This is a genomic window from uncultured Castellaniella sp., from assembly GCF_937988725.1.
Taxonomy (GTDB): domain Bacteria; phylum Pseudomonadota; class Gammaproteobacteria; order Burkholderiales; family Burkholderiaceae_B; genus Castellaniella.
In genome coordinates this window covers 205420-230584 of the sequence record NZ_CALKHS010000003.1, presented here as the reverse complement: position 1 = coordinate 230584, position 25165 = coordinate 205420, and the positions used below count along the sequence as shown (strand labels likewise).

At 64.5% G+C, this 25165-nt stretch carries 32 protein-coding genes; 17 read left to right on the top strand and 15 right to left on the bottom strand.

Annotated elements, in window-relative coordinates; translation table 11 throughout:
- Positions 1–14: 14 nt before the first annotated feature.
- On the bottom strand, positions 15–527 hold the full coding sequence (locus tag Q0263_RS02535; protein ID WP_298013029.1) for a TRAP transporter small permease subunit: 513 nt from the start codon (positions 525–527) through the stop codon (positions 15–17).
- 30 nt (positions 528–557) lie between these two features.
- Positions 558–1547 carry a TRAP transporter substrate-binding protein gene (locus Q0263_RS02530; RefSeq protein WP_298013027.1) on the bottom strand — a complete coding sequence of 330 codons (990 nt, stop codon included), beginning with the start codon at positions 1545–1547 and terminating at the stop codon, positions 558–560.
- A 209-nt stretch (positions 1548–1756) separates the two neighbouring features.
- Here Q0263_RS02530 and Q0263_RS02525 point away from each other — a divergent pair, with 209 nt between their 5' ends.
- The 5 genes from Q0263_RS02525 to Q0263_RS02505 all read left to right on the top strand — a co-directional run bounded on the left by Q0263_RS02525 (position 1757) and on the right by Q0263_RS02505 (position 6644).
- Positions 1757–2665, top strand: coding sequence for a LysR family transcriptional regulator (locus Q0263_RS02525; protein ID WP_298013025.1), 909 nt, complete (start codon positions 1757–1759; stop codon positions 2663–2665).
- A gap of 11 nt (positions 2666–2676) precedes the next feature.
- Complete coding sequence (gene pxpB, locus Q0263_RS02520) at positions 2677–3369, top strand: 5-oxoprolinase subunit PxpB (protein WP_298013023.1); 693 nt, start codon at positions 2677–2679, stop codon at positions 3367–3369.
- The gene (locus tag Q0263_RS02515; protein WP_298013021.1) at positions 3366–4355 is read left to right on the top strand and encodes a biotin-dependent carboxyltransferase family protein; all 990 of its coding nucleotides are present in this window, start codon (positions 3366–3368) and stop codon (positions 4353–4355) included. Before pxpB ends, Q0263_RS02515 begins: the two co-directional genes overlap by 4 nt.
- A 48-nt stretch (positions 4356–4403) precedes the next feature.
- On the top strand, positions 4404–5177 hold the full coding sequence (locus Q0263_RS02510) for a 5-oxoprolinase subunit PxpA (protein WP_298013019.1): 774 nt from the start codon (positions 4404–4406) through the stop codon (positions 5175–5177).
- 123 nt (positions 5178–5300) lie between these two features.
- Positions 5301–6644, top strand: coding sequence for a diguanylate cyclase (locus Q0263_RS02505; protein ID WP_298013017.1), 1344 nt, complete (start codon positions 5301–5303; stop codon positions 6642–6644).
- Positions 6645–6687: 43 nt separating this feature from the next.
- Here Q0263_RS02505 and queG read toward each other — a convergent pair whose 3' ends face one another.
- Complete coding sequence (gene queG / locus Q0263_RS02500) at positions 6688–7794, bottom strand: tRNA epoxyqueuosine(34) reductase QueG (protein WP_298013381.1); 1107 nt, start codon at positions 7792–7794, stop codon at positions 6688–6690.
- Positions 7795–7999: 205 nt separating this feature from the next.
- Between queG and Q0263_RS02495 the strand changes: the two genes are divergently transcribed.
- The gene (locus Q0263_RS02495; protein WP_298013015.1) at positions 8000–8725 is read left to right on the top strand and encodes a uracil-DNA glycosylase family protein; all 726 of its coding nucleotides are present in this window, start codon (positions 8000–8002) and stop codon (positions 8723–8725) included.
- A gap of 76 nt (positions 8726–8801) precedes the next feature.
- On the opposite strand, the gene Q0263_RS02490 is transcribed toward Q0263_RS02495, so the two are convergent.
- From Q0263_RS02490 to Q0263_RS02470, 5 genes are read right to left on the bottom strand one after another with little or no spacing between them, the layout of a single operon-like run.
- Positions 8802–9509 carry a GntR family transcriptional regulator gene (locus tag Q0263_RS02490; protein WP_298013013.1) on the bottom strand — a complete coding sequence of 236 codons (708 nt, stop codon included), beginning with the start codon at positions 9507–9509 and terminating at the stop codon, positions 8802–8804.
- A 57-nt stretch (positions 9510–9566) separates the two neighbouring features.
- A complete protein-coding gene (locus Q0263_RS02485; protein ID WP_298013012.1) occupies positions 9567–10325 on the bottom strand; it encodes an aspartate/glutamate racemase family protein in 759 nt (252 codons plus the stop codon).
- A 42-nt stretch (positions 10326–10367) separates the two neighbouring features.
- Positions 10368–11648, bottom strand: coding sequence for a TRAP transporter large permease (locus tag Q0263_RS02480; RefSeq protein ID WP_298013010.1), 1281 nt, complete (start codon positions 11646–11648; stop codon positions 10368–10370).
- Positions 11645–12202 carry a TRAP transporter small permease gene (locus Q0263_RS02475; protein ID WP_298013009.1) on the bottom strand — a complete coding sequence of 186 codons (558 nt, stop codon included), beginning with the start codon at positions 12200–12202 and terminating at the stop codon, positions 11645–11647. Before Q0263_RS02475 ends, Q0263_RS02480 begins: the two co-directional genes overlap by 4 nt.
- Complete coding sequence (locus Q0263_RS02470) at positions 12199–13344, bottom strand: TRAP transporter substrate-binding protein (protein ID WP_298013007.1); 1146 nt, start codon at positions 13342–13344, stop codon at positions 12199–12201. Before Q0263_RS02470 ends, Q0263_RS02475 begins: the two co-directional genes overlap by 4 nt.
- Positions 13345–13490: 146 nt before the next feature.
- Between Q0263_RS02470 and Q0263_RS02465 the strand changes: the two genes are divergently transcribed.
- Positions 13491–14465, top strand: a complete 975-nt coding sequence (locus Q0263_RS02465) for an NAD(P)-dependent oxidoreductase (protein ID WP_298013005.1) — start codon at positions 13491–13493, stop codon at positions 14463–14465.
- 109 nt (positions 14466–14574) lie between these two features.
- Here the strand turns inward: Q0263_RS02465 and Q0263_RS02460 are convergent, their stop codons facing one another.
- The 3 genes from Q0263_RS02460 to Q0263_RS02450 form a co-directional block, all read right to left on the bottom strand.
- Positions 14575–14982 carry a type II toxin-antitoxin system VapC family toxin gene (locus Q0263_RS02460; protein WP_298013004.1) on the bottom strand — a complete coding sequence of 136 codons (408 nt, stop codon included), beginning with the start codon at positions 14980–14982 and terminating at the stop codon, positions 14575–14577.
- Complete coding sequence (vapB, locus tag Q0263_RS02455) at positions 14982–15215, bottom strand: type II toxin-antitoxin system VapB family antitoxin (RefSeq protein ID WP_298013002.1); 234 nt, start codon at positions 15213–15215, stop codon at positions 14982–14984. Before vapB ends, Q0263_RS02460 begins: the two co-directional genes overlap by 1 nt.
- Before the next feature lie 236 nt (positions 15216–15451).
- Positions 15452–16036 (bottom strand): hypothetical protein, encoded by a 585-nt coding sequence (locus tag Q0263_RS02450; protein ID WP_298013001.1) that lies wholly within the window; start codon positions 16034–16036, stop codon positions 15452–15454.
- Positions 16037–16256: 220 nt separating this feature from the next.
- Between Q0263_RS02450 and Q0263_RS02445 the strand changes: the two genes are divergently transcribed.
- The 9 genes from Q0263_RS02445 (at position 16257) to ypfH (ending at position 23070) form a co-directional block, all read left to right on the top strand.
- A complete protein-coding gene (locus Q0263_RS02445) occupies positions 16257–16829 on the top strand; it encodes a pseudouridine synthase (protein WP_298013379.1) in 573 nt (190 codons plus the stop codon).
- Complete coding sequence (arfB, locus tag Q0263_RS02440) at positions 16826–17236, top strand: alternative ribosome rescue aminoacyl-tRNA hydrolase ArfB (protein ID WP_298012999.1); 411 nt, start codon at positions 16826–16828, stop codon at positions 17234–17236. Before Q0263_RS02445 ends, arfB begins: the two co-directional genes overlap by 4 nt.
- An 84-nt stretch (positions 17237–17320) precedes the next feature.
- Positions 17321–18166 carry an aldo/keto reductase gene (locus tag Q0263_RS02435; RefSeq protein WP_298012997.1) on the top strand — a complete coding sequence of 282 codons (846 nt, stop codon included), beginning with the start codon at positions 17321–17323 and terminating at the stop codon, positions 18164–18166.
- Positions 18167–18254: 88 nt separating this feature from the next.
- Positions 18255–19331 carry a 4-hydroxyphenylpyruvate dioxygenase gene (gene hppD / locus Q0263_RS02430; RefSeq protein WP_298012995.1) on the top strand — a complete coding sequence of 359 codons (1077 nt, stop codon included), beginning with the start codon at positions 18255–18257 and terminating at the stop codon, positions 19329–19331.
- A gap of 193 nt (positions 19332–19524) precedes the next feature.
- Positions 19525–20202, top strand: coding sequence for a CsgG/HfaB family protein (locus tag Q0263_RS02425; protein ID WP_298012994.1), 678 nt, complete (start codon positions 19525–19527; stop codon positions 20200–20202).
- 11 nt (positions 20203–20213) lie between these two features.
- Entirely contained in the window at positions 20214–20708 is a 495-nt protein-coding gene (locus Q0263_RS02420) for a DUF4810 domain-containing protein (RefSeq protein WP_298012992.1), read from the top strand.
- A complete protein-coding gene (locus Q0263_RS02415) occupies positions 20705–21364 on the top strand; it encodes a DUF799 domain-containing protein (protein WP_298012991.1) in 660 nt (219 codons plus the stop codon). The genes Q0263_RS02420 and Q0263_RS02415 overlap by 4 nt, the downstream gene beginning before the upstream one ends.
- 68 nt (positions 21365–21432) lie before the next feature.
- A complete protein-coding gene (locus tag Q0263_RS02410; protein ID WP_298012989.1) occupies positions 21433–22299 on the top strand; it encodes a DMT family transporter in 867 nt (288 codons plus the stop codon).
- Positions 22300–22311: 12 nt separating this feature from the next.
- Positions 22312–23070: an esterase gene (gene ypfH / locus Q0263_RS02405; protein ID WP_298012987.1), complete on the top strand. Its 759-nt coding sequence runs from the start codon at positions 22312–22314 to the stop codon at positions 23068–23070.
- Positions 23071–23080: 10 nt separating this feature from the next.
- Here ypfH and Q0263_RS02400 read toward each other — a convergent pair whose 3' ends face one another.
- Together Q0263_RS02400 and Q0263_RS02395 are read right to left on the bottom strand one after the other, a co-directional pair.
- Positions 23081–23413, bottom strand: a complete 333-nt coding sequence (locus tag Q0263_RS02400) for a YnfA family protein (RefSeq protein ID WP_298012986.1) — start codon at positions 23411–23413, stop codon at positions 23081–23083.
- Positions 23414–23530: 117 nt separating this feature from the next.
- Positions 23531–23800, bottom strand: coding sequence for a DUF1488 family protein (locus Q0263_RS02395; protein ID WP_298012985.1), 270 nt, complete (start codon positions 23798–23800; stop codon positions 23531–23533).
- A gap of 182 nt (positions 23801–23982) precedes the next feature.
- Between Q0263_RS02395 and Q0263_RS02390 the strand changes: the two genes are divergently transcribed.
- A complete protein-coding gene (locus Q0263_RS02390) occupies positions 23983–24366 on the top strand; it encodes a BON domain-containing protein (RefSeq protein WP_298012983.1) in 384 nt (127 codons plus the stop codon).
- Here Q0263_RS02390 and Q0263_RS02385 read toward each other — a convergent pair.
- Positions 24341–24910 carry a hypothetical protein gene (locus Q0263_RS02385; RefSeq protein ID WP_298012982.1) on the bottom strand — a complete coding sequence of 190 codons (570 nt, stop codon included), beginning with the start codon at positions 24908–24910 and terminating at the stop codon, positions 24341–24343. The genes Q0263_RS02390 and Q0263_RS02385 overlap by 26 nt on opposite strands.
- Positions 24911–24921: 11 nt before the next feature.
- Positions 24922–25113, bottom strand: coding sequence for a DUF3008 family protein (locus tag Q0263_RS02380; protein ID WP_298012980.1), 192 nt, complete (start codon positions 25111–25113; stop codon positions 24922–24924).
- Positions 25114–25165 lie beyond the last annotated feature (52 nt).

The window sequence follows — 25165 nt, the reverse complement described above, 5'->3', positions numbered from 1 at the left end:
CCAGTCTCGGGCAATCAATCGGCGGTCAGGACCGCTTCGTGCTCGTTCAACTCGGCCGGGCGGCCCGTTGCGGCCTGGAACAGCCGCAAGGCCAGCTGAATGCTCAGCAGGACGGAACCGAAAGCCACCAGCGAGGCCGGATACACCAGGGGGATATCGTTGGTGGTCCCGGACGTGCGGCCGCTGACGCCGTAGCGCCAGGCCAGCGACACCAGGGCATAGCTCAGGAACACCGAGATCGCCAGGCCCGCGAACGTGCTGATGAGTTCGAAGCGGCGCGGGTTGGCCGACTGAAGCAGCGTGACGCGGATATGCCCGCCGCTGCGCAGGGTGAATGCCGCGGCCAGGAATATGGCCACGATATGCAGGTAGGCGGCGATTTCCCAGACGATGCTCAGGCTGGTGTTCAGCAGATTGCGGCTGAGGATCTCGCTGATCTGCAAGGCGGCGATGATGAAGATGAGCAGGCCGGCCAGGTACCCCAGTCCTCGGGAAAACCGGTCCACCATCCGACTCAGAGTATCCATGTGCGTCTCCCGATCGGCCCGCGTCGGCGCTCAGCGCTTCTGGTAGGCGTCCACCACGGCCTGGGCTTTCGGGCCCAGCTTGGCGATGGTGTCGTTGCGTATCGCGGCCGCCTTGTCGCGCAACTGCGCGCGCATCGCGTCGCTCAACGAGCCGTTGACCATGCCGTGCCCGGCCAGCTTGTCCATCATCACCTTGTCATTGGCATCGGCCTTGTCCCAGAATTCCGGCTCCAGGCGCCGGGCGACCTCGACGATGGCCTTGCGGTCTTTTTCGCTCAGGCTGTTCCAGGCATCCAGGTTCACGCTGATGACGTCGGTGTTCCAGGTCTGGCGAGTGGGGTAGCCATATTTCAGCAACTCCCAGAACGAGCCGTCCACGGCCGAGGGCGAAGACGTCGCCACCGCGTCTATGGTGCCGGCCGCCAGCGCGGGAACCACGTCGCTCCAGGGCAACTGGACCGGGCTCATGCCGATCGCCCGGAAGATCGCGGTCGAAGAACGATCGTACGAACGGATCTTCACGCCTTGCAGATCATCCAGCGACTTCACTTCCTTGCGGGTGTAGATCTGCTGCTGCGGCCATGGGATGCGGAACAGGATCTTCTGATTGTTGGCGGCATAGATTTCATCCAGCAAGGGCAGATAGGCCTTGCCGAAGTCTTTCAGCCCTTGAAAGTCGTCGATCATGAACGGCAGGGATTCCAGCCCCAGCAAGGGATTGAAACCCACTTGCTGGTTCAGCAGCATGTCGCCGATGGGCACCAGTCCATCGCGCACGGCGCTCAGCATCTCGGGGCCCTTGAACCCCAGCGAGCCCGAGGGATGCAGGGTGATCTGCACCTCCCCGCCCGTGGCCTGCTTGACCTCCTCGGCGAACTGCCCCACGTATTTGACGATGTAATTGCTTTCGGGCCAGGCCAGGGGGAGATCCCAGGTGGTCGCCGCCTGAGCGCCGGCGCTCGTCAGCATGCCCAGGGCGGCCGCGGCAAAAAAGGTCTTGATTCGGGTCGGTACCATCATGATGTCTCCAAAGTCATAGTGATCGGCCATGTGCTCATGGTCTGGTCTTGCCCGCCTCACTGGCACAGGGGCCTTTCTGACGAGTCTTGCGGTTGTCAAGAATTCTAGGGAAGATAGAGTATTCATTAAAGAGATAAATAGTTATAATTAACCATCTCTTTTATTCATAATAAAAAAGAATAGAACCCGATGGGAAAAAGGAATGGATCATGGCCATGGTGTCATTCAAGCAGCTTGAAGCGCTGTACTGGATCGCCGAACTGGGCACGTTCGAAAAAGCGGCCGCCCGACTGTGCACCACTCAATCCGCCGTTTCCAAACGCATCCAGGAACTGGAGAGCATCAGCGACATCGAAGTGTTCGACCGTTCCCAGCGCGGGGCGCGGCTCACCGAGAAAGGCGAAGAACTGCTGCTGCTGGCCCAGCAGATCCTGGGCTTGGGAGAACAGATCCTGCATCTCAAAAGCCAGCGCGCGCATCCCGCCAGGAAACTCAAGCTGGGGGTGACCGAACTCACCGCCTGGACCTGGCTCCCCCGACTGATCGTCGCCCTGCAGGCCCACTATCCCAAGATCATCATCGAGCCCGAAGTGGACATGAGCCGCGCCCTCTTCGATCGGCTGCGGGAAGGCTCCGTGGATCTCATCATCGTGCCCGAGACCTTCCGCGATCACGACATCGCCGCGGTGCATCTGGCCTCGGTGGAGAACATCTGGATGGCGCGACCCGGGATGATCAAGAAACTCGACCGGGCCCTGCGCCTGGACGAACTGGTGCAGCATCCCATCCTCGCGCAAGGCTCGCGCTCGGGCTCGGGCCTGCACTTCAATCGCTGGCTCAAGGAGCAGGGAGTGGGGATCTCCCGCCTCATCTCCAGCGACAGCCTGAACGCCATGCTGGGCCTGACCGCGGCCGGCCTGGGGGTCAGCTATTTCCCACGCGCCTGCTTCCAGCCCCTGGTCGACGCCGGCAAGCTGGAGATCATTCCGGTCACCCCGGCGCTGCCCCCCGTCCCCTATGCGGCCATGTACCGCTCCGACCGCCCCTCCGCCTTCATCGAAGAAAGCGTGGAGATCGCCAAGGGAACCTGCGATTTCTCGCGCCAACTGCAAAGCTGACCACTCGCATCATGTCCAGATCTCATCCCTCCACAGGCCATGGCGCGCTCCAATGCGCCCGCCTGGGCGAATACGCCGTCCTGTGCGACGCCGGCCTGGCCGGCGACCCCGTGTCCCGGCCCGATCTGCAGCAGCGCGTCTGGGCCGTGTCCCGGCGCCTGGGCGCCTGCGCGGACGTGCTCGAAGTCGTGCCGGGAATGAACAACTTCCTGGTGATCTTCAGGCACATGCCGCCGGACCTCGACGCCGTCCGCCGACGCATGGAACAGGCGTGGCACACCATCCAGGCCGGCAATCCGGATAGCCGCGAAGTCGTCGTCCCGGTGCGCTACGGCGGCGCATACGGTCCCGATCTGGACTCGGTGGCCCGGCACGCGGGCCTGGCTCCGGAGGAATACGTGCGACGGCACGCGGCCGGCCACTACATCGTCTACGCCCTGGGCAGCCAGCCCGGCTTCGCCTACCTGGGCGGCCTGAACCCCGGCCTGGCCGTGCCGCGCCGCCCCTCGCCAAGGCCCAAGGTCGAGGCCGGCGCCATCATGATAGGCGGCAGCCAGACAGGCATCCAGTCCCGCACCACGCCTTCGGGCTGGCACGTCATCGGCAAGACGCAGCTCGAATGCTTCGACGCCGCCCAGTCTTCGCCCGCCCTGTTCGCGCCCGGCGATACCGTGCGCTTCCAGGTCCAGGAGCTGCATACATGATCACGGTGACACGAGCGGGCTACGCGAGCTCCGTGCAGGACCTGGGGCGCCTCGCCCACCGCCACTTGGGCGTGGGTTTAAGCGGCGCCATGGACACCCTGGCCCTGTCGATCGCCAACCTGATGCTAGGCAACCCCGCCGGGGCGGCAGGCCTGGAGATCACACTGGGCAATGCCAGCTTCGCCTTCAGCGCCGACACCGAGATCGCGCTGACCGGCGCCCGCACGCACGCCATGCTGGACGATCAGGCTCTGCCGAACTGGTGGGCCTGCAGCGTGCGGGCCGGTCAGACCCTGCGGCTGGGAGAAACACAGACCGGGGTACGCAGCTACCTGGCGGTGCGCGGCGGCATTGCCGAAGCCCTCGTGCTGGGCTCGGCCTCCACCGACCTGAAAGGCGGTTTCGGCGGCCACCAAGGCAGGGCGATCAAACGAGGCGATCAACTGCCCCTGCATGACAGCCCGCCGCTGCGCCGACCGAATCCCGGCCTCGGCCTGTGCCCCTGGCTGCTGAACCCGTACGACGTCGCCTCGGGTGCCGAGGCGCATCCGGAACCGGTGGTCCACATCCTGCCAGGCCCTCAGTGGGCCGACATCGCGACAGAGGCGCGAAATGTACTGACACGGACGGCCTGGGCAGTATCGGCGCAAAGCAACCGTGTGGGCTGCCTGCTGGAAGGGCCCGAAATTCCTCTGCCGAACCGCCGCGAGATGCGCTCGCACGGCATCATGCCAGGCGTGGTGCAACTGCCGCCTTCGGGACGCCCCATGGTGCAGCTGTGCGACGGCAATACCAGTGGAGGCTATCCGGTCATCGCCACCGTGCTGCAGACCGACTTGCACCGCTTCGCGCAACTGCGCCCCGGGGAATGCGTGCGCTTCAGCCTGTGCGATCCCGCCCAGGCCCGGGCCATACACCAGAGGCACGAAAAATTCCTGGACGAAATCGCGAAGCGCTGCGAACTTGCCCGCCGGCGTTTCAGCTAAGCGCCCCCCGTTTCGATGAACGTCCGCAACAGAGAGAAAGGAGCCGACTTGAAAAGCATAGACCTCAACGCCGATCTGGGCGAAGGCTTCGGCGATTACGCCATGGCCGATGACGCCTCCCTGATGGCACTGATCACTTCGGCCAATATCGCCTGCGGTTTCCACGCCGGCGATTTCACCACCATGGCCCGCACCGTCGCCCTGGCGGCGCAGCACGGCGTGCGGATAGGCGCTCACATCGGATACCCGGATCGCCAGGGCTTCGGGCGGCGACACATCGCTTATACACCCGATGAAATCGCCCGCATGTCGCTCTACCAGCTCGGCGCGCTGGACGCTTTTGCGCGGCAAGCCGGCCTGCGCCTGAGCCATGCGAACTTCCATGGCGCCCTGGGCAATCTGTGCTTCGCCGACGAAGCCATCGCCCGCGCCGCCTTGTCGGCATTCAAGGACTTCGATCCCGACCTCAAATTCGTCATCCCGCCGCACACGGCGGCGCACAGGGCGGCCCAGGCGCTGGGCATCGACGTCGTGGCCTCGTTTCTCGCCGACCGCGCCTACACCCCGGAGGGCTTGCTGGTCGGCCGCGGCACCCCCGGCGCGGTCATCCACGATCCGGACGCCATCTGCCGCAGGGTGCGGCGGGTGCTGCTGGAGGGCGAGGTGGCGGCCATCGACGGCACCGTCCTGAAAATGCCGGCGGACTCGATCCTGGTGCACGGGGATACGGCGGGGGCGCTCGAGATCACCCGCAAGATCCGGCAGACGGTGGAGGATGCCGGATTCGAACCGCGGGGCTTCGGGCCGGACAGGCGCGGCTAGCCACAGGCGCTGCATGGGGGCTCTTTCCATTTCGGCCCCGCCCCGGGCACCCCCGGCATATGCTTCGACCCGCGATCACAGTATGCTTGACGGCATAGCCCGGAGCCGAACCTATAGTTTTCCATGCGGAAAAGAACCTACACGCCCGATGCCAACTTCATCGACCTCCTCATGGATGCGGTGTTCGCGGTCGATATCGACGCGCGGGTGGTGTTCGCCAGCGCCGCATGCGAACGCATCCTCGGGTACACGCCCGAAGAGATGGTCGGCATGAACATGTTCGACCTCATGCTGCCGGAAGACCGCGAACGGACCCGGCAATCGGTGACCGCGATCATGTCCGGCCACCCCCAGCTTCACTTCGAGAATCGCTACGTGCGCAAGGACGGACAGATCGTCCATCTCATGTGGGCGACACGCTGGTCGCCAGAGGATCAGGTGCGCATCGGCGTGGCGCGCGACATCACCGAGCGCAAGCACGCCGAGGCGATCCAGGCTGCGCTTTATGCGATCTCCGAAGCTTCCCAAGGCGCGCAGGACCTGCTCACGCTGATTCAGCGCATTCACCGGATCGTCGGCGCCCTGCTCCCGGCGGACAATTTCTCCGTCGCGCTATACGACGAGAAAACGGAATTGCTGAGTTTTCCATACTACGCGGACGAATACGACCGCAAGCCCGAACCCTACAGACCGCTGGCCGGGACGCTGTACGCGAGGATCCTGCAAAGCGGGCAGCCGCTCCTGCTGTCGCAGGAAACGGCCATGGCGGACGAACCGGGCGTGCATGCCGGCCCCCGTCCGCTTTGCCGGCTGGGCGTGCCTCTCAAATCGCACCAGGGCACCATCGGCGTGCTGGTGCTGAAGAGCTACCCGGGCGGCGCGCGCTACAACGAGAAAGACCAGGAATTGCTGCAGTTCATCTCCGCCCAGATCGCCACCGCCATAGAAAGCCAGCGCATGCAAGCCCGGCTTCAGCACATGGCGCAATACGATCAACTGACCGGACTGCCCAATCGCGGGCTGCTGTACGACCGGCTCAGGACGGCCCTGGCAATGGCGCGGCGGGAACGCGAACGGCTGTCCGTGCTGTATATCGACCTGGACCGGTTCAAGCCGGTCAACGACACCCTGGGCCACAGCGTCGGCGACCTGCTGCTGCAGGAAGTCGCCAATCGCCTGATGCAATGCGTGCGCGAGTCGGACACCGTGGCGCGTATCGGCGGCGATGAGTTCGTGGTGCTCCTCCAGCGCGCTCCCGAAGCCGGACAGGCCGCGGCGATCGCGGCAAAGATCCACGAAGCCATGAGCCGCCCGTTCATTCTGGACGGCCATACCCTGAGCATCGCGCCCAGCATCGGGATCGCGCATTACCCCGAACATGGCGAGCTTGCGCAACAGCTCCTCAAGCACGCTGACCAGGCCATGTACCTGGCGAAACACAAAAAGGCACCGAAGGCGGCCGGGTAGCCCGCCCGGCTTCTGATACGAACAGAACGACGATGACTGGGTTTCAGGGGCTTTTTCTGTCGACGCGCCCGCCGCCCGATGGCGCCGGCTCATCGGGGCAGGATCGCTGCGCCAGCGCCCAGGCGACGTGTTCGCGCACCAGGGCGCTTTCATGATCGGCGCGGCTCAGCAAGGCGGCGCGTAACGCCGGGGCCTGGCTCGCATCGGCCTGGCGCAGCGCATTGCCCAGCGCCACGGCGATATTGCGCAACCAGCGTTCGTGGTCGATGCGCCGGATCGGCCCGCCCTCGGTGCGCTTGAGGAACGTTTCCTCGTCCCAGGCGAACAGATCCACCAGCCGGCGGCCGACCAGCAGCGAGCGCTCATCGAAATCGGGCAGCTCCGTGGTCCGGGCGTATTTGTTCCAGGGGCAGATCGTCTGGCAGTCGTCACAGCCATAGATATGATTGCCCATCAGCGGCCGCAAATCCTCGGGAATGGGGCCGTGGTTTTCGATGGTGAGATAGGAAATGCAGCGGCGCGCATCGACCACGCCCGGCGCGACGATGGCGCCCGTGGGGCAGACGTCGATGCAGGCGGTGCAGGTGCCGCAATGGTCGCTGACCGGATCCGTGGGCTCCAGCGCGAAATCCACGAAGATCTCGCCCAGGAAGAACATCGACCCCGCATCGCGCGAGAGCACCATGGAATGCTTGCCGCGCCACCCCTGTCCGCTGCGGCTGGCCAGCTCCTTTTCCAGCACCGGCGCCGAATCCGAAAAAACGCGATAACCGAACGGGCCGACCAGCGCCTCGATGCGGCCGCACAGCTTTTGCAGACGCGAGCGCACGACCTTGTGATAGTCGCGTCCCCGGGCATACAGCGAAACCACGCCCTCGCCCGGATCCTCCAGCCGCGACAGTTCGCGCTCCCGCCAGTCGGGCGGGGTGGTGCCGCGCGGCAGGTAGGGCATGCGCGCGGTGATCACGCTGACCGTGCCGGGAACCAGCTCGGCCGGGCGCGCGCGCTTGAGGCCATGCCGTTCCATGTAATGCAGGTCGCCGTGGTAGCCCAGGGCCAGCCATTGCAGCAGAAGCGGTTCGGCCGAGGACAGGTCCACCCCCGAGACGCCGATCTGGGAAAACCCCAGTTCGCGCGCCCAGTCTCGTATCTGCTGAAGCCATTGGCCTCTGTCGGCGTCGTTCGGCAAGGATGGAATCAAAGGTGTCGCCATGCTGCTGCCAGTTCTGCGTGAATCGCGAGTTCGTCCTTCCGTATGATACGGCCCGATGGCCCGGGACCGCTGCGAACCATCCTGCCTATAATGAATGCTTCCGAGGAAAGCCGCCGGTTCCGGCGCCGCCCACGCAAGATCCATGACCACAAGATCCGCCCCCGATCTGGACAACGCCAGCACGGCCATCGCCCGCGTGCTCGCGGGCAGCCTGCAGGTGCTGTCATTCCCCAGCGCCAGCCACGTCTACAACCCGCTGATCTACATGTGGTCGGCGCACCGTGAATACTTGCAACGGCACGGCGCCCGGACGGGCCGGATCCTGCTGGTCGGCATGAATCCCGGCCCCTGGGGCATGGCCCAGACCGGCGTCCCCTTCGGGGAAGTCTCCATGGCGCGCGACTGGCTGGAAATCGAAAAGCCTCTGGGCGGGCCTCTGCCCGGCCAGCACGAAAAATACCCGATCACCGGTTTCGCCTGCCGCCGCAGCGAAGGCAGCGGGGATCGCTTCTGGGGTTGGGCGCGGCGGCGCTTCGACAGTCCCGCCCGGTTCTTCCAGGACATCTTCGTCTGGAACTACTGCCCCTTGCTGTTTCTGCGCCACAACCGCAACCTGGTCCCGGAACAATTGCACAAGGCCGAACGCGAGCCGCTGTTCGGCATCTGCGACGCGGCGCTGGGCGCCGTGATCCACGCCATCAGGCCGCGCGTGGTGGTCGGCATCGGACGCTTCGCCCATAGCCGGGCGCAGCTCATCACGGGGGCCGGCATCCCGACCGCCTACCTGCTGCACCCCAGCCCGGCCAACCCCACGGCCAACCGAGGCTGGGCGGACGTCGCCGACCAGACCCTGGCTCCTTGGCTGTGACAGGGCGGCAAGAACACGGCAGCGGGCGGGACCGACGCAAATCTTCACGATGAAGACCGGATATGAGACCCGGGCCTCACATCTCGGCGAACAGCCCCTCGAGGTCGACGTCCCCCGCCTGCCGGTCCAGTTCCAGGCTGCCCTGGACGTGGTCGAAGTGTTCCAGAATCAGCGCCACGGCGGCATCCGCATCCCGGCGGATGATGGATTCGGCGATGCTCTCGTGTTCATCCGCCCGGCAACTTTGCGTGGTGGACTTGCTGTACAGGCTGATGATCAGGCAGGTTCGCATGGACAGTTCGCGGATCGTGCGCAGCAAGGCGGCATTCTCGGCCAGGTCCGCAAGCAGCACGTGGAACTCGCCCGACAGCCGGATGATGCTAGGTTCGTCCGGGACGCGCCGCGCCTCCGCCTCCATGTCCAGGTGTTCCCGCAGCTTCACGGTCTTCTCGGCAGTCAGGGTGTCCGTGAGCTTGCGAACCGTGAAGGGTTCGATCAGGCGCCTTGCTTCGAAGACATCCCTGGCGTCTTCCACGCTGGGCTTGGCGACGTGCGCGCCGTGATGCGGCACGAGTTCTACCACCTGTTCGTACGCGAGCCGGGAGAGCACCTCGCGGATGCGGGTGCGGTTCACGGCAAATATCGTCGCCAGGCGACTTTCGGCGAGCTTGGTCCCGGGAGGGATACGGTGTTCGAGAATGGCGGAGTACAGTTTGGCGGCGATCTCCGCAGCACCAAGATCGCCTCGACGGTATCTGTTCTTCCCGGGTCGTGTCGTAGTCACTGGTTCATTTCTAGGTCGTAGGCGCCCTATTTTATCAATTCGGCGCGCGCGAAGCCCCTATCGATTTCCCGCTGGCTGCCTGCCCAGAAGCCTGACGATCGGCTCCGGCAGGCCCGCGTTGGGCTTGACGGGAGGCCGGGCGAAACTGCCCTTGCTCGCCCCGACGGGCGCCAGGCGGGCGAGCGTCTGCGCGTGGCACACCGCGCTGGAGACGCCATCGACGACGGGCACCGGCAACTGGTCCCTGACGCGGCGCGCCAGCCCGGCCAACGGGGCGCCCGCCAGAATGATGCTGTCCGCATGATCGTGCTCGACCGCATCGTTGCACAAGGCGATCAGCTTTTCGGCATGGTCTTCCTGGACGGATCCGATGTCCCTCAGCGGGCTCTCCAGATTGCGGATGCTGGCCAGCCGCGATATCAGGCCGTTGCGCTCGACGTTCTCGCGATACCAGGCGGTGATCCGGGACGAAATCGCGATGATCGAAAAGCGCTGCCCCAGCAGGCACGCGCTCATCAGGGCGGCTTCGGTCATGCCGACGACGGGGATGTCCAGCGCCTCGCGCAGGCCCGTGACGCCGGGATCCCCGAAAGCCGCCACGATCACCGCGTCGTGCGCCGGCGCATGCTCCGCCGCAAGGATGGAGGTCGCATAGCCGGCGATCAGCGATTCGAACCGGGTTTCGATGTAGGCCACGCCGAATTGCGCGGTCAGCATGGTGATCTGAGTATCGTCGGCCGCGGCGCGCCTGGCTTCGGCCTCGATGAGATCGCTGACGCTGGTGGAGATGTTCGGATTGATGACAAGCAGACGCATGACGGTTCCCTAAACTTGCCGCAGGCTTACGCCTGCGGCGGATCAATATCCCAAGGCGCGTGGCAGCCAGGTCACGATGGATGGAAAGATCATGCACAGAATCATGACGAGGAACTGATACGCGACGAAGGGGATGCATTCGCGGACGACAGGCCCCATCGGAACCCGAGTGATGCCGCAGACGACGAAATACAGCACCCCGACCGGCGGGGTCATCATGCCGATGACCAGGTTCAGCACGAACAGCAGGCCGAACCAGAGCGGATCGATGCCGAAGGTCTGCGCGATCGGCGCGAACAGCGGCACCAGCATGATGTACGCGGCGTTGGATTCCAGGAACATGCCGACGATCACCAGGAGGACCATGGTGGCGATCACGAACGTCATGGGATCCGTGGTCACGGACTGTATCCACTGCGCCAGCTGCTGCGGCACCATCTCCACCGCGAAAAGGAAGGTGACGGTGGCGGCGAAGGCGATCAGGGCGGCCACCATGGCCGACACGACAGCCGCTCTGAACAGGCAGCCGGGCACGTCCCTGAGTTTGAGCTTGCGTGTGGCGAAGAAACCGATGAGCGCGGAATAGACGACCGCCACCGCCGCGCCTTCGGTCGCCGTGAACAAGCCGCTGATGATTCCGCCAAGGACGACGATCGGCATGAGCAGGATGGCGTAGGCGCGGCGCAGTTCGCGCAGCGCCACCTTTGCATTGAACGGCTGGCCGGTCAGCGGGTACTTCCGCTTCCAGGACAGATAGCTGGCGATGCAGATGAAGCCGGCGCAGAGGATGACGCCGGGAACGATGCCCGCCATGAACAGCCCGCCGACCGAAACGGCGGAGCCGGCCATCAAGGCATAGACGATCATCGCATTGGAGGGAGGGATGATGGGGCCCAGATTGGACGCCGAAGCGATGACCGCGCAGGAATAGGAATCGGGATAGTATTTGCGCAAGGACGGGACCAGGGCGCTGCCCAGGGCGCTGGCGCTGGCCACCGCGGCGCCGCTCACCGCGGCCAGGATGGTGCCCGCGACAATGGTCACGTTGGCCAGGCCGCCGTGCACCCGCCCCACCAGGCTGTTGGAAAACGCCACGAGGCGCTCCATCATGCCCGCCTTCACCATCAGTTCACCGGCGATGATGAACAGGGGGATGGCCATCAGGGGGAAGCTGTTCACGGCGTAGAGCATGCGCTCAGCCAGCATGGTGACCGGGAAATCGCCAAGATACAGCGCGCCCAGCGAAGTGAACCCCAGCGCGAACGCCAGGGGCATTCCCAGGAACGCAAAGACAATGAACAGCACAAGCATGACGATTGTCATAGCGTTTTACCTCCCCAGATCGAAGATCCGCCCCAGGCGAACAGCACGAGGTGCAGCAGGGAGTGGGCGGTGCAGGTCAGAATGGCGATGTAGAAGATCGCGGCCGTGATCGGCAGCGTCGGCATGAGTTGTTCCCATTGCCCCTGGGCGGCGCTCCAAGCGGCGACCGTCACGGCGGCCATGAGGACAGCCGCGGCAAGCGACATCAGCCTGAACACCAGTTCCTTGACGGCGGGCGCCATGAAACTGACCATCAGGTCGATGCCGACGTGAACCCCGTACTTGATGCCGTGAGGGATGGCGAGGAACATCGCCCAGACGAAAAGCAGGCGGGACAGCTCATCGGCCGAGTCGATCGAGGAGTTGAGCACGTGCCGCCAAAGCACCTGGGCGGTCACGATGATCGTCATCGCGGCCATGGTCACGATGATCAGGCCGAAAGAGGCTCGATCGACCCCCATCACGACACGCTGCAGCGCGCTCCCCGACCACTTGGGCGGCACGGGGGCGCTGCGCGTCTCGTTGGAGCTATCGACGGTTTCCGCGCCGCTCACGCGCCCACCTCGGAGAGCACGGCGTCGATGACCTGCGGATCAATGTTTTTCTTGACCTTTTCGATCACCGGCAAGGTCGCTTTCTGCATTTCCTTGCGGGCATCGCTGGTGATTTCCGTATATTGCATGCCGCGCTTGATGAGCTCGTCCTTCCACTTCATGGCCTGGGTCGCCGACTGATTGCGCTGCCATTGCATGGCCGCATTGGCCGCCTTCAGGACAATATCCTGGTTCTCGGGGCTCAGCTTGTCGAAGGTTCGTTTATTGGCGACGAACACGGCGAAGTCGAACAAATGCCGGCTGCCCGATATGTACTTCTGGACTTCATTGAAACGGCGCGTGGCGATGCTGTCGTAAGGATTTTCCTGCCCGTCGAGAACGCCTTGCTGAAGCGCCGAATAGACTTCGCTGATGTCCATCGACACCGGGTTCGCTCCCAGGGCCCTGAAGGTGTCCAGATGGACCTGATTCGGCTGCAGGCGGATCTTCAGGTCCTTGAAGTCCTTCAGTTCGGCGATCGGGCGCACGTTGTTCGTCACGTTCCGGAAGCCGAGTTCACCAAAGCCCAGTCCCTTGAACCCTTTGGCCGCCATCTTTTCATCCAGGATCTTGCCGACCTTGCCGTCCACCACGCCGTAGGCCTTTTCCCGCGAGTCGAAGATGAACGGCAGGCTGATGGCCTCGAATTCGGGGACGACCCGCGAAAGATAGGCCACGCTGAGCATCGTTCCGAACGTCGTCCCGTTCCTGGCCTGGTCGACGTTTTCCTGGGCGCCGCCGAGCATCATGTTGGGGAAGAGATCGATCACGAGCTCTCCCTTGGTGTTCTTCTCCACTTCCTGCTTGAAGACTTCCATCGCTTTGGAAATCGAATGTTCGACCGGGAAGTTGCCCGTCACGCGCAGGTGCTGGGCGGCCAGGGCCTGCGGCGCGGGCATCATGCCCAGCAGCGCAAATCCCACCATTGTTCCCTTGATTGCTGAAGTAATCCTCATCGCATGTCTCCCTGTAGAGCTGGTTGCGCCATATGTTTTCCGGCTGGGCTGTCGATGCAGGTCGCTGATGGCGGTAGTTATGTGTATTGCCCATGGCTTCGATGAAGCGGCGACTGCATTCCCGCACATAGTATTTTGCCGATCCATTTGAGAACATAAGTGTTAACACTTAATTCAACAATTAATTCGTACAACTGTGTCGAAAACCTTGGTATGGTACGCAGACCCAGACCGGCGGGCGTCGCAACGCGAGTCCGCGGCTGGCTCAACAGCACACCTCGGGAAGCGGGCTCATGACGATCATGATTACGGGAGGGGCCGGGTTCGTCGGCCTCAATGTCGCGGAACAGCTGCTGGCCGCCGGGCGGCACGTGGTGTCCTTCGGCCTGGAAGCGCCGTCGGCCGCGTTTGTGGACAAAATGGCGGCCGGACCCGGCGCCATCGACGTCGAACTCGGCGACGTGCGGGACCGCCAGCGTCTCATGGAAGCGATGCGCCGACATAAGGTGCGCCTGCTGGTGCACGCCGCGGCGATCACGGCGGGCGCGGAACGCGAGGCCCGGCAGCCGGATCTGGTCGCGGCGGTCAACCTGGGCGGCGCCATCGAGGTGCTGGAAGCCGCCAGACAATGCGGCGTGCGGCGGGTCGTCCAGCTGAGTTCGGGCTCGGTCTTCGGTTCTTCGGTGAAGCAGGACGGCAGTCTGGATGAAATCGACGACGTGCCGGTGCCCGAAACGCTGTACGGCATCACCAAGTACGCCGCCGAAAGAGTCGCCATACGCTATCGCGCCACCGGAAGGCTCGACGTCGGCGTGGTCAGGGTGGGAACGTGCTTCGGACGCTGGGAGCACGACACGGGTCAGCGCGACACGCTCAGCATCCCGTTCGGCCTGATGCGGCTGGCCCAGGCGGGCAAGCGCGCCGTGTTCCGGAAACACCTGCCCGACGACTGGGTCTACGCCACGGACGTGGCGGACGGCATCGTGCGGATCCTGACCAGTCCCGACGCCCTGCCCCAGGCGCTCTACCACGTCTCGTCGGGCCGCCGCTGGTCCGCGAGCGACTGGTGCGACCGCCTGGCGACGGTCTACCCGGAATTCTCCTACGAGATCTCCGACGAACCATCGGCGCTGAACATCGGGGTCGCCGCGCCGACGCCCCGCCCGCCTTTCAGCATCCGGCGGGCGCAGGCGGATTTCGGCTACGTCCCGCGCTTCTCACCGGACCTGGCCTTCGCGGACTACATGGCGTGGGAGCGCGCGGCCTGAACAGGGGGGGACGCCGTTCGGCTGGCCATCCAGAAGGAAGAATCAGGAAGGTGGTCCGTGCGGGTGGTCGACACTAAGCGTTGAGCACTACTCAAAGGCCGTTGCCGCCTCACCCCCGGTCAGCCCAGTTCTCTATCTCCAACGCCGGCACGCGCGCAAATTCCGACACATTATTGGTCACCAACACCAAGCCTTCGCTGCGGGCGTGACCTGCAATGTGCAGATCATTCACCCCGATAGGCCGACCCAGCTTTTCAAGAGCCGCGCGTATGGAGCCATAGTGCTGCGCAGCCTTGGCGCCATATGGCAATATTTCAACGCGGCCGCAAAAATCTTCGACAACGGCCAGGTTCTCGCTGACGCGCCTGCTTTTCTCCGCGCCATGCAGAAGTTCCGCCAAGGTGATGGAAGAGATCGCCATGCGACTGGCATTTGCATTGAAAATAGGCAGCATTTCGACGGGGCGCTGCTTCAGGACATAAATAACAATATTGGTGTCCAATAAATAGCGCAGCATCAGAGCGCTTCCCGCTCTGATTGGTGCTGGCTGGCACGCTCAGGCATGAAATCATCGCTGACGGCAGAACCATCCCGGAAAAAACTGTCCCAGGACTGCCCCAGGGGCGCCAGAATGCGCTCATTCCCTCTGACTCGGACCTGCACCTTGCTCACGCCCTCGGGCAGACGCACTTCCACTGGAAGACGGACTGCCTGGGTGCGGTTATTGATAAAGACGGTACCAATGGACATATCGCCTCCCTTGGATGCAATGTCAGTACGTATATAGCAATTGTATATAGCTCGGTGCCCACAATCAAGCGCCGGCGATTCCGGGGGCCCCTGAAACAGAGGGCTTACCCACGAACCAGCTTGAACGAGCGATAGGCGTGAGGTATTTGGCCTGGTAGTGCGCCAGAAGCTGTTCCAGCACGAGACGACAAGACATGCGTAGGCTCAGGATCTCGCCTAGAGCACGCCTGCCGCGCTCACACGCCGGTGGCCAGCTTCGCCATGACGACGATGATGGCGATCTGCATGACGCCCTGGCTGGCGACCACGTAATAGAACCGGCTCATCATGCGCCCGATCTTCGGGCCGTCGGGGGCGGGTTTCTGCAATTCGAGACACACCCGCACGCTGGTGGGCAGCAGATAGCCCAGGCCCTGGATCGTCATCAGCGTCACCAGCGCCAGCGCCGCGGCGATCCAGCCGAACTGGGGCCAGGGCAATTGCATGAATCCCATCTGGACCGCCAGGAACCAGCCCGCCGTCCCGGTCATGACGGACAGGGTCGGCATCAGGAACAGGGTGACCGGCGTCAGCCGGATGATGATTTCCTTGCGCACGGGGATCGACACGCTGCGGATGATCGGGCCGATGACGAAGCCCATGAACAGGTCGATGCCGGTCCACAATACGCCGCTCATGACGTGGACCCAGTCGAGAAACCAGAAATTCCCGGCGAGAATGGCCGCCACCAGGACGATCAGGGCCGCCGCGACATACCAGAGGTAGTGCCACCGGATGAGCTCCGGCCGCGAATCCGCAGGCGTAACGAGCGATGCATCCATGGATCCTCCGCTGTCATATTGTCCTCGGCATCGGACGATCTCCGGATTTTAAGCCTGAACCCTCCGTGGAGGAACATGTCGATCATGGTTTGCGCAGCGCCCGGTCCGCCAATGCCGGCCCCGGGGACGGCTAGAATATCCGCATGAGCATTCATGAATTCCGACCCGAGTCCCTCCCATGACCCATGGATCCCCGGGTCGACGCCCCCGCACGGGCGGGATGCGTCGTGTGGCCAAGGCGCCTCCCGCGCAACCCCGCCTCCTGGTGCTGAACAAGCCCTTCGGCGTGCTGACCCAGTTCAGCGACGACCAGGAGCGCGCCACGCTGAAGGACCTCGTCGACGTGCCCGGCGTCTATCCGGCGGGGCGGCTGGATCGCGACAGCGAAGGCCTGCTCCTGCTGACGAACGACGGCCGGCTGCAGGCGCGCATCGCCGATCCCCGATACAAGATGGCGAAAACCTATTGGGTTCAGGTCGAAGGCCAGCCGACCGAGGATCAATTGCAAGGTCTGCGCACCGGCGTGGTTCTGAAGGACGGCCCCACCCTGCCCGCCCAGGCCCGCCTCCTGGCGGAGCCACGGCTCTGGCCGCGGGATCCCCCGGTGCGATTTCGCAAAAGCATCCCAACCGCGTGGCTGGAAATCACGATTCACGAAGGGCGCAACCGCCAGGTGCGGCGCATGACGGCCGCCGTGGGCCTGCCGACCTTGCGCCTGGTGCGCATGAGCATCGGGCCGTGGAGCCTGGAAGGCCTGCAGCCCGGCGCGTGGCGCGAGGTCGACCCGTCGTGACGCAACACCGGCACCCGATCCAGGAACAGGACGTCGAGTTCACCGCCATCCGGGCCCAGGGCGCGGGCGGTCAGAACGTCAACAAGGTGTCGAGCGCCGTCCACCTGCGCTTCGACATCCGGGCGTCCTCGCTGCCCGAAGCCGTCCGCGAACGGCTGCTGAGCCTGCGCGATCACCGCATCACGGCGACGGGGGTGATCGTGATCAAGGCGCAGTCCAGCCGCAGCCAGGCTCAGAACCGGCTGGAGGCGCTGGCGCGTCTGCAGGAACTCGTCGACCGGGCCGGCGCCACCGCCGCGATACGGCGCCCCACCCGACCCACGCAAGGATCCCGGCGCCGCCGCCAGCAGGCCAAGACCGAACGCAGCGCCACCAAGCAGTTGCGCGCCAAGATCACGGGATACTGATCGGTCGGCGGAAGGCCGCCAAGGCCCGCTGGCCTAAAATGTGCGCTGTTTTTCAGCCGAAAGATCCGTTGCGGGAGCAGAGTCATGAAAACACAGGAATTCGGCGCGACCGGCCGTCAGGTCGCCGTGCTGGGCCAGGGCAGCTGGTACATCGAAGACGCCGACCGCCGCGAGGCCGTCGCCGCCCTGCAGCGCGGGATCGATGCGGGCATGACCCATCTGGACACGGCCGAAATGTACGGTTCGGGGGCCGCCGAGGCCGTCGTGGGCGAGGCGATTCGCGGACGGCGCGACGAGGTCTTCCTGGTTTCCAAGGTGCTGCCGTCCAACGCGTCCAGGACGGGCGTGATCAAAGCCTGCGAGCGCTCCCTCAAAGCGCTGGGCACGGACCATCTGGACGTCTACCTGCTGCACTGGCGCGGGGCCGTCCCTCTGGAAGAAACCTTCGAGGCGTTCGAGGCCCTGCGGCAGGCCGGAAAGATCCGCGCCTTCGGGGTCAGCAATTTCGACGTGGAGGACCTGGACGAAGCCCTGGCCATCCTGGGTCCGGGCAAATTGGCCTGCAACCAGGTGCTGTACCACCTGCGGGAACGGGCCATCGAACACGCCGTCATCCCCTGGTGCCGGGCGCACCAGGTCGCCGTGGTCGCCTACAGCCCCTTCGGGCACGGAGACTTTCCCGACGAGGCATCCGCATCGGGACGGGCGCTGCGCGCCGTTGCCGAACGCCACGGCGCGACGCCGCGCCAGGTGGCGCTCGCCTGGCTGACGCGGGAAGCCGGCGTGTTCGCCATTCCGAAGGCGTCGTCCGTCGCCCACGCCCAGGAAAACGCGAAGGCCGGGGCGCTCGACCTGACGCCCGCCGACCTCGGCCAGCTGGACGCCGCATTCCCCAGAGGCCGGCGCCCCGCCTACCTGCCCATGATCTAGGCCCGCGCACTTGCCGATCGGCCGCCGACCGCGCACCATGAGGGATCGCTCGATACCGCATCGACACCCATTCCGAAGAGAGACCGAGATGACTGATCTGTTCGACAATCCGATGGGCCTCATGGGATTCGAATTCGTGGAATTCGCCTCGCCCGCGCCCGACGTGCTGGAACCGCTGTTCGAGAAACTGGGCTTCACCCTGGTCGCGCGGCACCGGTCCAAGGACGTCCTGCTGTATCGGCAGGGCGAGATCAATTTCATCATCAACCGAGAACCCAAGAGCCCGGCCGCCTATTTCGCGGCCGAACACGGCCCTTCCGCCTGCGGGCTGGCCTTCCGCGTGAAGGACGCCCACCACGCCTACCAACGGGCGCTGGACCTGGGCGCGCAGCCGGTCGAGATCCCCACGGGGCCCATGGAGCTGCGCCTGCCCGCCATCAAGGGCATCGGCGGCGCGCCGCTGTACCTGATCGACCGCTTCAAGGACGGCGAGTCCATCTACGACATCGATTTCGCCTTCCTTCCCGGCGTGGACCGGCATCCCGAGGGCCATGGCCTGCGCATCGTCGATCACCTCACCCACAACGTGTATCGCGGCCGGATGGAGTTCTGGGCGGGCTTCTATGAACGGCTCTTCAACTTCCGGCAGATCCGCTATTTCGACATCACGGGCGAATACACCGGCCTGACGTCCAAGGCCATGACGGCGCCGGACGGCAAGATCCGCATCCCGCTGAACGAAGAATCCTCCAAGGGCGCCGGACAGATCGAAGAATTCCTGATGAAGTTCAACGGCGAAGGCATCCAGCACGTCGCGCTGCTCAGCGACGACCTGCTGGACACGATCGACAGGCTGCGGGCGGCCGGCGTGCCGCTCATGACCGCGCCGCTGGCCGCCTACTACGAGATGCTCGAGGAACGACTGCCCGGCCACGGACAGACGGTCGCCGACCTGCAGGCCCGGGGAGTGCTGCTGGACGGTGACACGTCCCACGGGCAGCCGCGCCTGCTGCTGCAGATTTTCTCGGAAACCCTGCTGGGCCCGGTCTTCTTCGAATTCATCCAGCGCAAGGGCGACGACGGCTTCGGCGAAGGCAATTTCAAGGCGCTGTTCGAATCGATCGAACGCGACCAGATCCGGCGGGGCGTGCTCGGCAAGGAATGACCGGTCGAAAGAAACGGCGTCCAGCGGATCACTACATCGACGGCAGTTCTCCCCCAACCATGAAAATGACACATAAAGACTCATATTCATGATATTTATCATTATTTGTTTCTTTCAGTTTCAATCCCTATAATGAGCCCTCGTCACGAGGGCAGCCAAGGCTGCCTCTCCCCTTTATCCAGGAAGCAGCCTCATGTCCAGATCACTCGCCATCCTCGCTTGCGCAACGCTCACTGCCGCCACGTTGGCCGGCTGCGCCACGGAACAGTCCCAAGCCCTGCAAGTCCAGACCGTCGCATCAGCAGGCACCCCTTACCAGGGGGTCCGCAGCCCGATCTCCGTCGGCAAATTCGACAACCGCAGTGACTTCCTGCGCGGTGTGTTCTCGGATGGCGTCGACAGATTGGGCGGTCAGGCCAAAACCATCCTGGTCAGCCACCTGCAGCAAACCGGCCGATTCCAAGTGATGGATCGCGAGAATCTCTCGGAAATCGCCCAGGAATCGAAATTCAACAAGAGAACCGCCCAGATCAAAGGAGCTCAGTACGTCATCACGGGTGACGTCACGGCCTTTGGCCGAAAGGTAACCGGCGACCATCAACTGTTCGGCCTCCTCGGACGTGGCAAGAAGCAAGTCGCCTATGCCAAGGTGAATCTCAATGTCGTGGATGCGAACAGCTCGGAAGTCGTGTATTCCAGCGCGGGGGCGGGCGAGTACAGCCTTTCCAATCGCGAAATCGTGGGCTTCGGCGGGACCGCTGGATACGACTCGACACTCAACGGCAAAGTCCTGGATCTCGCGATTCGAGAGGCCGTCAATCACTTGGTCGAAGGGATCCAAAGCGGCGCCTGGCAGCCCCAAGGCAAGTAAGGGCGCTCATCATGTCGATCACACACGTCACTGCGCTTGTGAAAACACAGCGGCCTACAGCCACACGCATCGTTCGACTGGCGGCCCTATGCATCAGCAGCGGGCTGCTGGCTGCCTGCGCGCAACAACGGACCATGTACAGTTGGGATAGCTATCAACCCGCTGTCTACGACTATTTGCAAGGCGATGAAGACCCTGCCGCCAAGGCGCTGGCCATGGAGAAAAACATCGAAACAGCGCGCTCCGGTAATAAGGCGCTGCCGCCGGGTTTTCACGCTCACCTCGGACTGCTGTATCTGCAGCAGGGGAAAGGCTCACAGGCTATGGAGCAGATCCAAAGCGAGCGCACTGCATTCCCGGAATCCGCCCCATTCATGGATTTCCTGCTTCGTCAGAACAAAGGATCCAACGATAAGCAGGACGTCTCCATGACTACCCCCAACGGTCGACAGGCGCCAGCCACCGCCCGTTCCGTTGAACCCACCAAGGCCAAGCAACCGTCATGACGCGAACACTCTATAAACACTTCCGTCTGCTGGGCACGCTCGGCGTCATTCTGCTGACCGGGTGTGCGGCGCCTCAGCAGCAAGTCGACTACACGGCTTTTCGCGAAAGCCGCCCTGCGTCCATTCTGGTGCTGCCGCCACTCAATGAGAGTCTGGAAGTCCAGGCATCCAACGCTGTTCTCGCGCAAGCCACGCTGCCGCTGGCCGAATCCGGCTATTACGTGGTGCCGGTAGCCGTCATGGCCGAGACATTCCGCCAGAACGGCCTGACAACTCCCGCCGACATCCAGGAACTGCCGGCAAAAAAACTGCACGACATCTTCGGCGCGGATGCCGCGCTGTACATGACGGTAAAGAACTACGGCTCCTCATACGCGGTGATATCCAGCACCACACGGGTATCCATTGACGCCGAGTTAATCGACCTGCGCTCGGGGGCCAAGCTCTGGGCGGGCCACAAGGAATTAGCTCAAAGCAGCGGCAGCGGGGGTGGACTGATCGGAATGCTGGTCAACGCCGTTGTCACTCAGATCGCCAACAACTTGTCGGATCAAAGCTACCATGTAGCAGGCACAACCAATCTGCTGCTGTTATCAGCGGGTCAGCAGGGCGGCATCCTCTACGGGCCAAGATCCGCCAAATACGAGCTTCGCTAGCGCATCGAGGCGGCAACCGGGCCGGATGCTAAGATTCGAACCTGCCTACCCTTACTCTGGTATCCGCCTTGAATTCCCGCCAACTGTTCGGCCTCGCCCTGCTGACGCTGATGTGGGGCTTGAACTGGCCCGTGATGAAGCTGGGCCTGCGCGACTGGAATCCCCTGTGGTTTCGCACCGTCACCATGGCCGGCGGCGCGCTGGTGCTGCTGGCCTACTACTGGCGGCAAGGCGTTCCCCTGCTGCCGCGCGGCGCGAAGCAATGGCGCAGCGTCGTCGTGCTGGGCCTGCCCAACGTCATGGGCTGGCACGGCCTGTCCATCATCGGAATCGATCACCTGCCGGCCGGCCGCGCCGCCATCCTGGGCTTCACCATGCCCGTGTTCACGGTCCTGCTGTCGGTGCTCTTCTATGGCGAACGCTTCACCTCGCGCCTGGCCCTGGCCGTCACGGCGGTATTGATCGCCATCGCGCTGCTGCTGTGGAACGAGATCAGCACGCTGGCCGGCAGCCCGGTGGGCATCGCCTGGATGCAGGGAGCCGCTTTCTGCTGGGCGCTGGGCACGGTCTGGATGCGGCGGGCGAACCTGACGATGGCGCCCGAAACCCTGGTGATCTGGATGCTGGGGCTGTCGTCGCTGGGGCTGGGCCTGCTGGCCTGCATCCTGGAACCGGCGCCGCAATCCTTCCCCAGCGGGACCATGTGGGCCGTGCTGCTGTGGTCGATGCTGCTGAATTACGGCGCGGCCCAGATCATCTGGTTCGCCATGGCGCGCGCGCTGCCCGCCTCCACCAGCGCCATGAGCGTCACCGCGATTCCCATCGTCGGCATCCTGAGCAGCATGCTGATCGGCGAATGGCCCAGCTGGCAGGACGGCCTGGCCGTCGTTTGCGTGGTGGTGGCCATCAGCGCCGTCCTATTGCGGCGCAACTGAACGGAGACTCCCATGCCCAATCCGCCCGATTCGCCGGACCTGCGGCCCGATCCGCTCCTCATTCTTCCCTCCGACGGCGCGCCGGCCCAGCTCTTCGTCGTGCTCCACGGCGAATCCGCCGAGCCCGGCCAGATGCTGGAGTTGGTCGCGGCCATCCGACAGGCGTTTCCGCTGGCCGTGATCGTCCAGCCCTACGGGCCGTTCGGCGCGCAAGCGGATCGCCGCTGGATCGCCGAATGCGCCCCGGACGCGCAGGCCTACGTCGGGCTGATCGCGGACGCCGGGGCGGCGCTGGCCGGGGAAGTCGCAGCCTGGCAGAAGCTGCATGGCCTGAGCGGCGAACAGACCGCGCTGGTCGGGTTCTCGGAAGGCGCGGCGGTGGCGCTGGAAGCCGTCTGCTCGGTCCCCGGACTCGCGGGCCGGGCGCTGCTGTTCTCCACGCGTTTCGCCACGCTGCCCGAGACCGCGCCGCGCACCGCCACGCTGCACCTGCTGCACGGCGCGGAGGACCGCGTGGCGCCGGCGGGGCAGGCCCGCCAGGTTCACGCGCAACTGGCGGAACTGCAGGGCGACGTGACCCTGGACATCGCCTCGAACGTCGGCCATGAGCTGCACGAAGCGCTGATCCGGCAGGCGATCATCCGCCTGCAGACGTGCGTGCCTCTGCGCAGTTGGGAAAGCGCCCAGGGCGAACCCAGCCTGCGCATCGACGAGTACAGCGCGGACGACCCGCAGGACGGCGAGGATCCCGGTTCAGGAACGCTGCACTGACGACCGGCTTTCAGGGGCTCGAAGGCTGCAGCACGATCACCGCCATGCCGGCCAGCGCGATGCCGGCCCCCGCGAGGTCCCATCGGGTCGGCGCGATCCCGTCCACCCAGCACAGCCAGGCCAGCGCCGTGGCGACGTAGACGCCCCCATAGGCCGCGTAGGTGCGGCCCGCCGCCGTGGGATGCAGCGTCAGCAGCCAGACGAACAGCCCCAGCGACAGCGCCGCCGGCGCCAGCAGCCACCACGGTTTGTCCTGCCTGAGCACCAGCCACGGCAAGTAGCAGCCGATGATTTCGGCGACGGCCGTGACCGCGAACAGAAAGGCGATCTTGAGCAACTCCATGACGGGGCCTGCCGGCCGCCCTCCAAGGTCATCACGATGAGGCCTCAGCTTAAACCAACTCCGGCGTCCGGGTCCCGGGACCGATGATCGCAAGGCCCGCTGACGCGACGCGCCCGTTCAGTCTTCCTGCGCGAAGTCGCCGCTCCCCAGCTCGGTGACGCCATCGGTCGGCGTATTCAAGGACTGCTCGACGGCGCGCTCGATCCGGTCACGCCCGCGCTCGAAGGCATTGAGCAGCGCGCCGCCCGTCGCATCCTGGGCGCCGAAGGATTCCTGCAACGCCTCCGCGGAAATCTCGTAAGCCCGTTTTTCATCCCCGTTATGCCAGAAGAAGCGGATATATCCCTCGACATATTTCGCTTCCGTCATCTTCGCGAATGCGCTCATGGAAGCCTCCTTGGCAGTCGGACCACAGATCGTTTCATGGTAGGACTTATGGCGCGCGGCGGAAGATATCGAATGCAAGCGGCCGTTACCACGCGCCACCGCCGGAAGGACCCGGCATGCCACTTGCTGCATGGCGTGCAGGCCCCCTTTCCGGGCCTCATGCCAATCTTATGGAGGCCATCATGACCCAATCCAGACTTGCCCAGGCGCTGGCGCTGACCACAGCTGTGTTGACTTTGGCGGCATGCGGCTCGCCCCACCGCTACCAGAACACGGCCGACGTCGACACCATGGATTCCGCCGTCAGCGGACCGACGAACTACCGCGGCACGGAAAGCGGCGCGGCCAACGCCGGCAACAACGACGCAATCATCAACTCGAACGTCATCAACGCGCTTTCCTCCGTGCCGGGCCTGCAGGCATCGAACCTGCAAGTGGGCACGCTGCATGGCATCGTCACCTTGCGCGGCACCGTCGCCAATCAGGCGGCGGCCCAGAGCGCCGTGCAGACGGCGCGCCAGGTTCCGGGCGTGCAGACCGTCAACTACGATCTGCAGGTGCGCTGAAGGTCCCATCCGGCGCGTCGGGAGTGTCGGGAAGCCCTGTGGCTTCCCACCTTCCCTGGCGCCACCGCCCGGGGGCGCGGCCGACGTGATCGCCTCCCGAGTCCTGCAGCACGCGGCGCGCCAGTTCTTCCCGGTCCGGCTGCGCGCGCACCACCAGCAGGACGCCCGAATCGCAGACTCCGGGGGCGGCGGCCGAGTCGCGCCGGGGGCTCTGACGAGCGCGCTTGCCGCCCATCCACAGCGCCCCCCACAGGGCCCCCAGGTAGGCTCCGGTGCCCGCCCCGGCGACCACCAGCAGGATAGCGTCGTTCAGCCGCCACACGATGAAGCCGCAGACGACGGCGAACAACAGGCCGATCCCGGCAGCCGCAGCCGCGGTTCCCCACTGCATGGCGCGGACGTCGTCGTGCGACTGGCGCGCCTCGTACCCTTCCAGATAGAAAGTCGTGATGTCCTCGTCCTGGAAGCCGTTCGCATGCAGCTGTCCGGCCGCGCCTTCGGCGAGAGAAAATGTGTCGAACCTTGCGGCCACGATGACAGTCATCTCGGCGCTCCTCATTTCTCGTCCGACTTGTGGTCCGGCATGTCCCGGGTGTCGGTCTCGGCCAGTTCGAGCAGTTCCTTCTCCGACATCGATTCATACATGGACTTGGACGCGCCTTTCAGTTCGCGAACCTTCTTTTCGCCGCGCTTGGCCGCCAGGGCGATGCCCGCCGCCTGTTGCTGAGCTTTCGATTTTGCCGGCATGTGAATCTCCTTCGTCAATCAACCCGACAGGCATCGGCCAGCAAATAGCATT

Coding starts and splice junctions, on each gene's coding strand:
- Q0263_RS02535 (WP_298013029.1), bottom strand. CDS start 527: ATGGATACTCTGAGTCGGATGGTGGACCGGTTTTCCCGAGGACTGGGG.
- Q0263_RS02530 (WP_298013027.1), bottom strand. CDS start 1,547: ATGATGGTACCGACCCGAATCAAGACCTTTTTTGCCGCGGCCGCCCTG.
- Q0263_RS02525 (WP_298013025.1), top strand. CDS start 1,757: ATGGCCATGGTGTCATTCAAGCAGCTTGAAGCGCTGTACTGGATCGCC.
- pxpB (WP_298013023.1), top strand. CDS start 2,677: ATGTCCAGATCTCATCCCTCCACAGGCCATGGCGCGCTCCAATGCGCC.
- Q0263_RS02515 (WP_298013021.1), top strand. CDS start 3,366: ATGATCACGGTGACACGAGCGGGCTACGCGAGCTCCGTGCAGGACCTG.
- Q0263_RS02505 (WP_298013017.1), top strand. CDS start 5,301: ATGCGGAAAAGAACCTACACGCCCGATGCCAACTTCATCGACCTCCTC.
- Q0263_RS02495 (WP_298013015.1), top strand. CDS start 8,000: ATGACCACAAGATCCGCCCCCGATCTGGACAACGCCAGCACGGCCATC.
- Q0263_RS02485 (WP_298013012.1), bottom strand. CDS start 10,325: ATGCGTCTGCTTGTCATCAATCCGAACATCTCCACCAGCGTCAGCGAT.
- Q0263_RS02480 (WP_298013010.1), bottom strand. CDS start 11,648: ATGACAATCGTCATGCTTGTGCTGTTCATTGTCTTTGCGTTCCTGGGA.
- Q0263_RS02470 (WP_298013007.1), bottom strand. CDS start 13,344: ATGGATCGGCAAAATACTATGTGCGGGAATGCAGTCGCCGCTTCATCG.
- Q0263_RS02465 (WP_298013005.1), top strand. CDS start 13,491: ATGACGATCATGATTACGGGAGGGGCCGGGTTCGTCGGCCTCAATGTC.
- Q0263_RS02460 (WP_298013004.1), bottom strand. CDS start 14,982: ATGCTGCGCTATTTATTGGACACCAATATTGTTATTTATGTCCTGAAG.
- vapB (WP_298013002.1), bottom strand. CDS start 15,215: ATGTCCATTGGTACCGTCTTTATCAATAACCGCACCCAGGCAGTCCGT.
- Q0263_RS02450 (WP_298013001.1), bottom strand. CDS start 16,036: ATGGATGCATCGCTCGTTACGCCTGCGGATTCGCGGCCGGAGCTCATC.
- Q0263_RS02445 (WP_298013379.1), top strand. CDS start 16,257: ATGCGTCGTGTGGCCAAGGCGCCTCCCGCGCAACCCCGCCTCCTGGTG.
- Q0263_RS02435 (WP_298012997.1), top strand. CDS start 17,321: ATGAAAACACAGGAATTCGGCGCGACCGGCCGTCAGGTCGCCGTGCTG.
- hppD (WP_298012995.1), top strand. CDS start 18,255: ATGACTGATCTGTTCGACAATCCGATGGGCCTCATGGGATTCGAATTC.
- Q0263_RS02425 (WP_298012994.1), top strand. CDS start 19,525: ATGTCCAGATCACTCGCCATCCTCGCTTGCGCAACGCTCACTGCCGCC.
- Q0263_RS02420 (WP_298012992.1), top strand. CDS start 20,214: ATGTCGATCACACACGTCACTGCGCTTGTGAAAACACAGCGGCCTACA.
- Q0263_RS02415 (WP_298012991.1), top strand. CDS start 20,705: ATGACGCGAACACTCTATAAACACTTCCGTCTGCTGGGCACGCTCGGC.
- ypfH (WP_298012987.1), top strand. CDS start 22,312: ATGCCCAATCCGCCCGATTCGCCGGACCTGCGGCCCGATCCGCTCCTC.
- Q0263_RS02400 (WP_298012986.1), bottom strand. CDS start 23,413: ATGGAGTTGCTCAAGATCGCCTTTCTGTTCGCGGTCACGGCCGTCGCC.
- Q0263_RS02395 (WP_298012985.1), bottom strand. CDS start 23,800: ATGAGCGCATTCGCGAAGATGACGGAAGCGAAATATGTCGAGGGATAT.
- Q0263_RS02390 (WP_298012983.1), top strand. CDS start 23,983: ATGACCCAATCCAGACTTGCCCAGGCGCTGGCGCTGACCACAGCTGTG.
- Q0263_RS02385 (WP_298012982.1), bottom strand. CDS start 24,910: ATGACTGTCATCGTGGCCGCAAGGTTCGACACATTTTCTCTCGCCGAA.
- Q0263_RS02380 (WP_298012980.1), bottom strand. CDS start 25,113: ATGCCGGCAAAATCGAAAGCTCAGCAACAGGCGGCGGGCATCGCCCTG.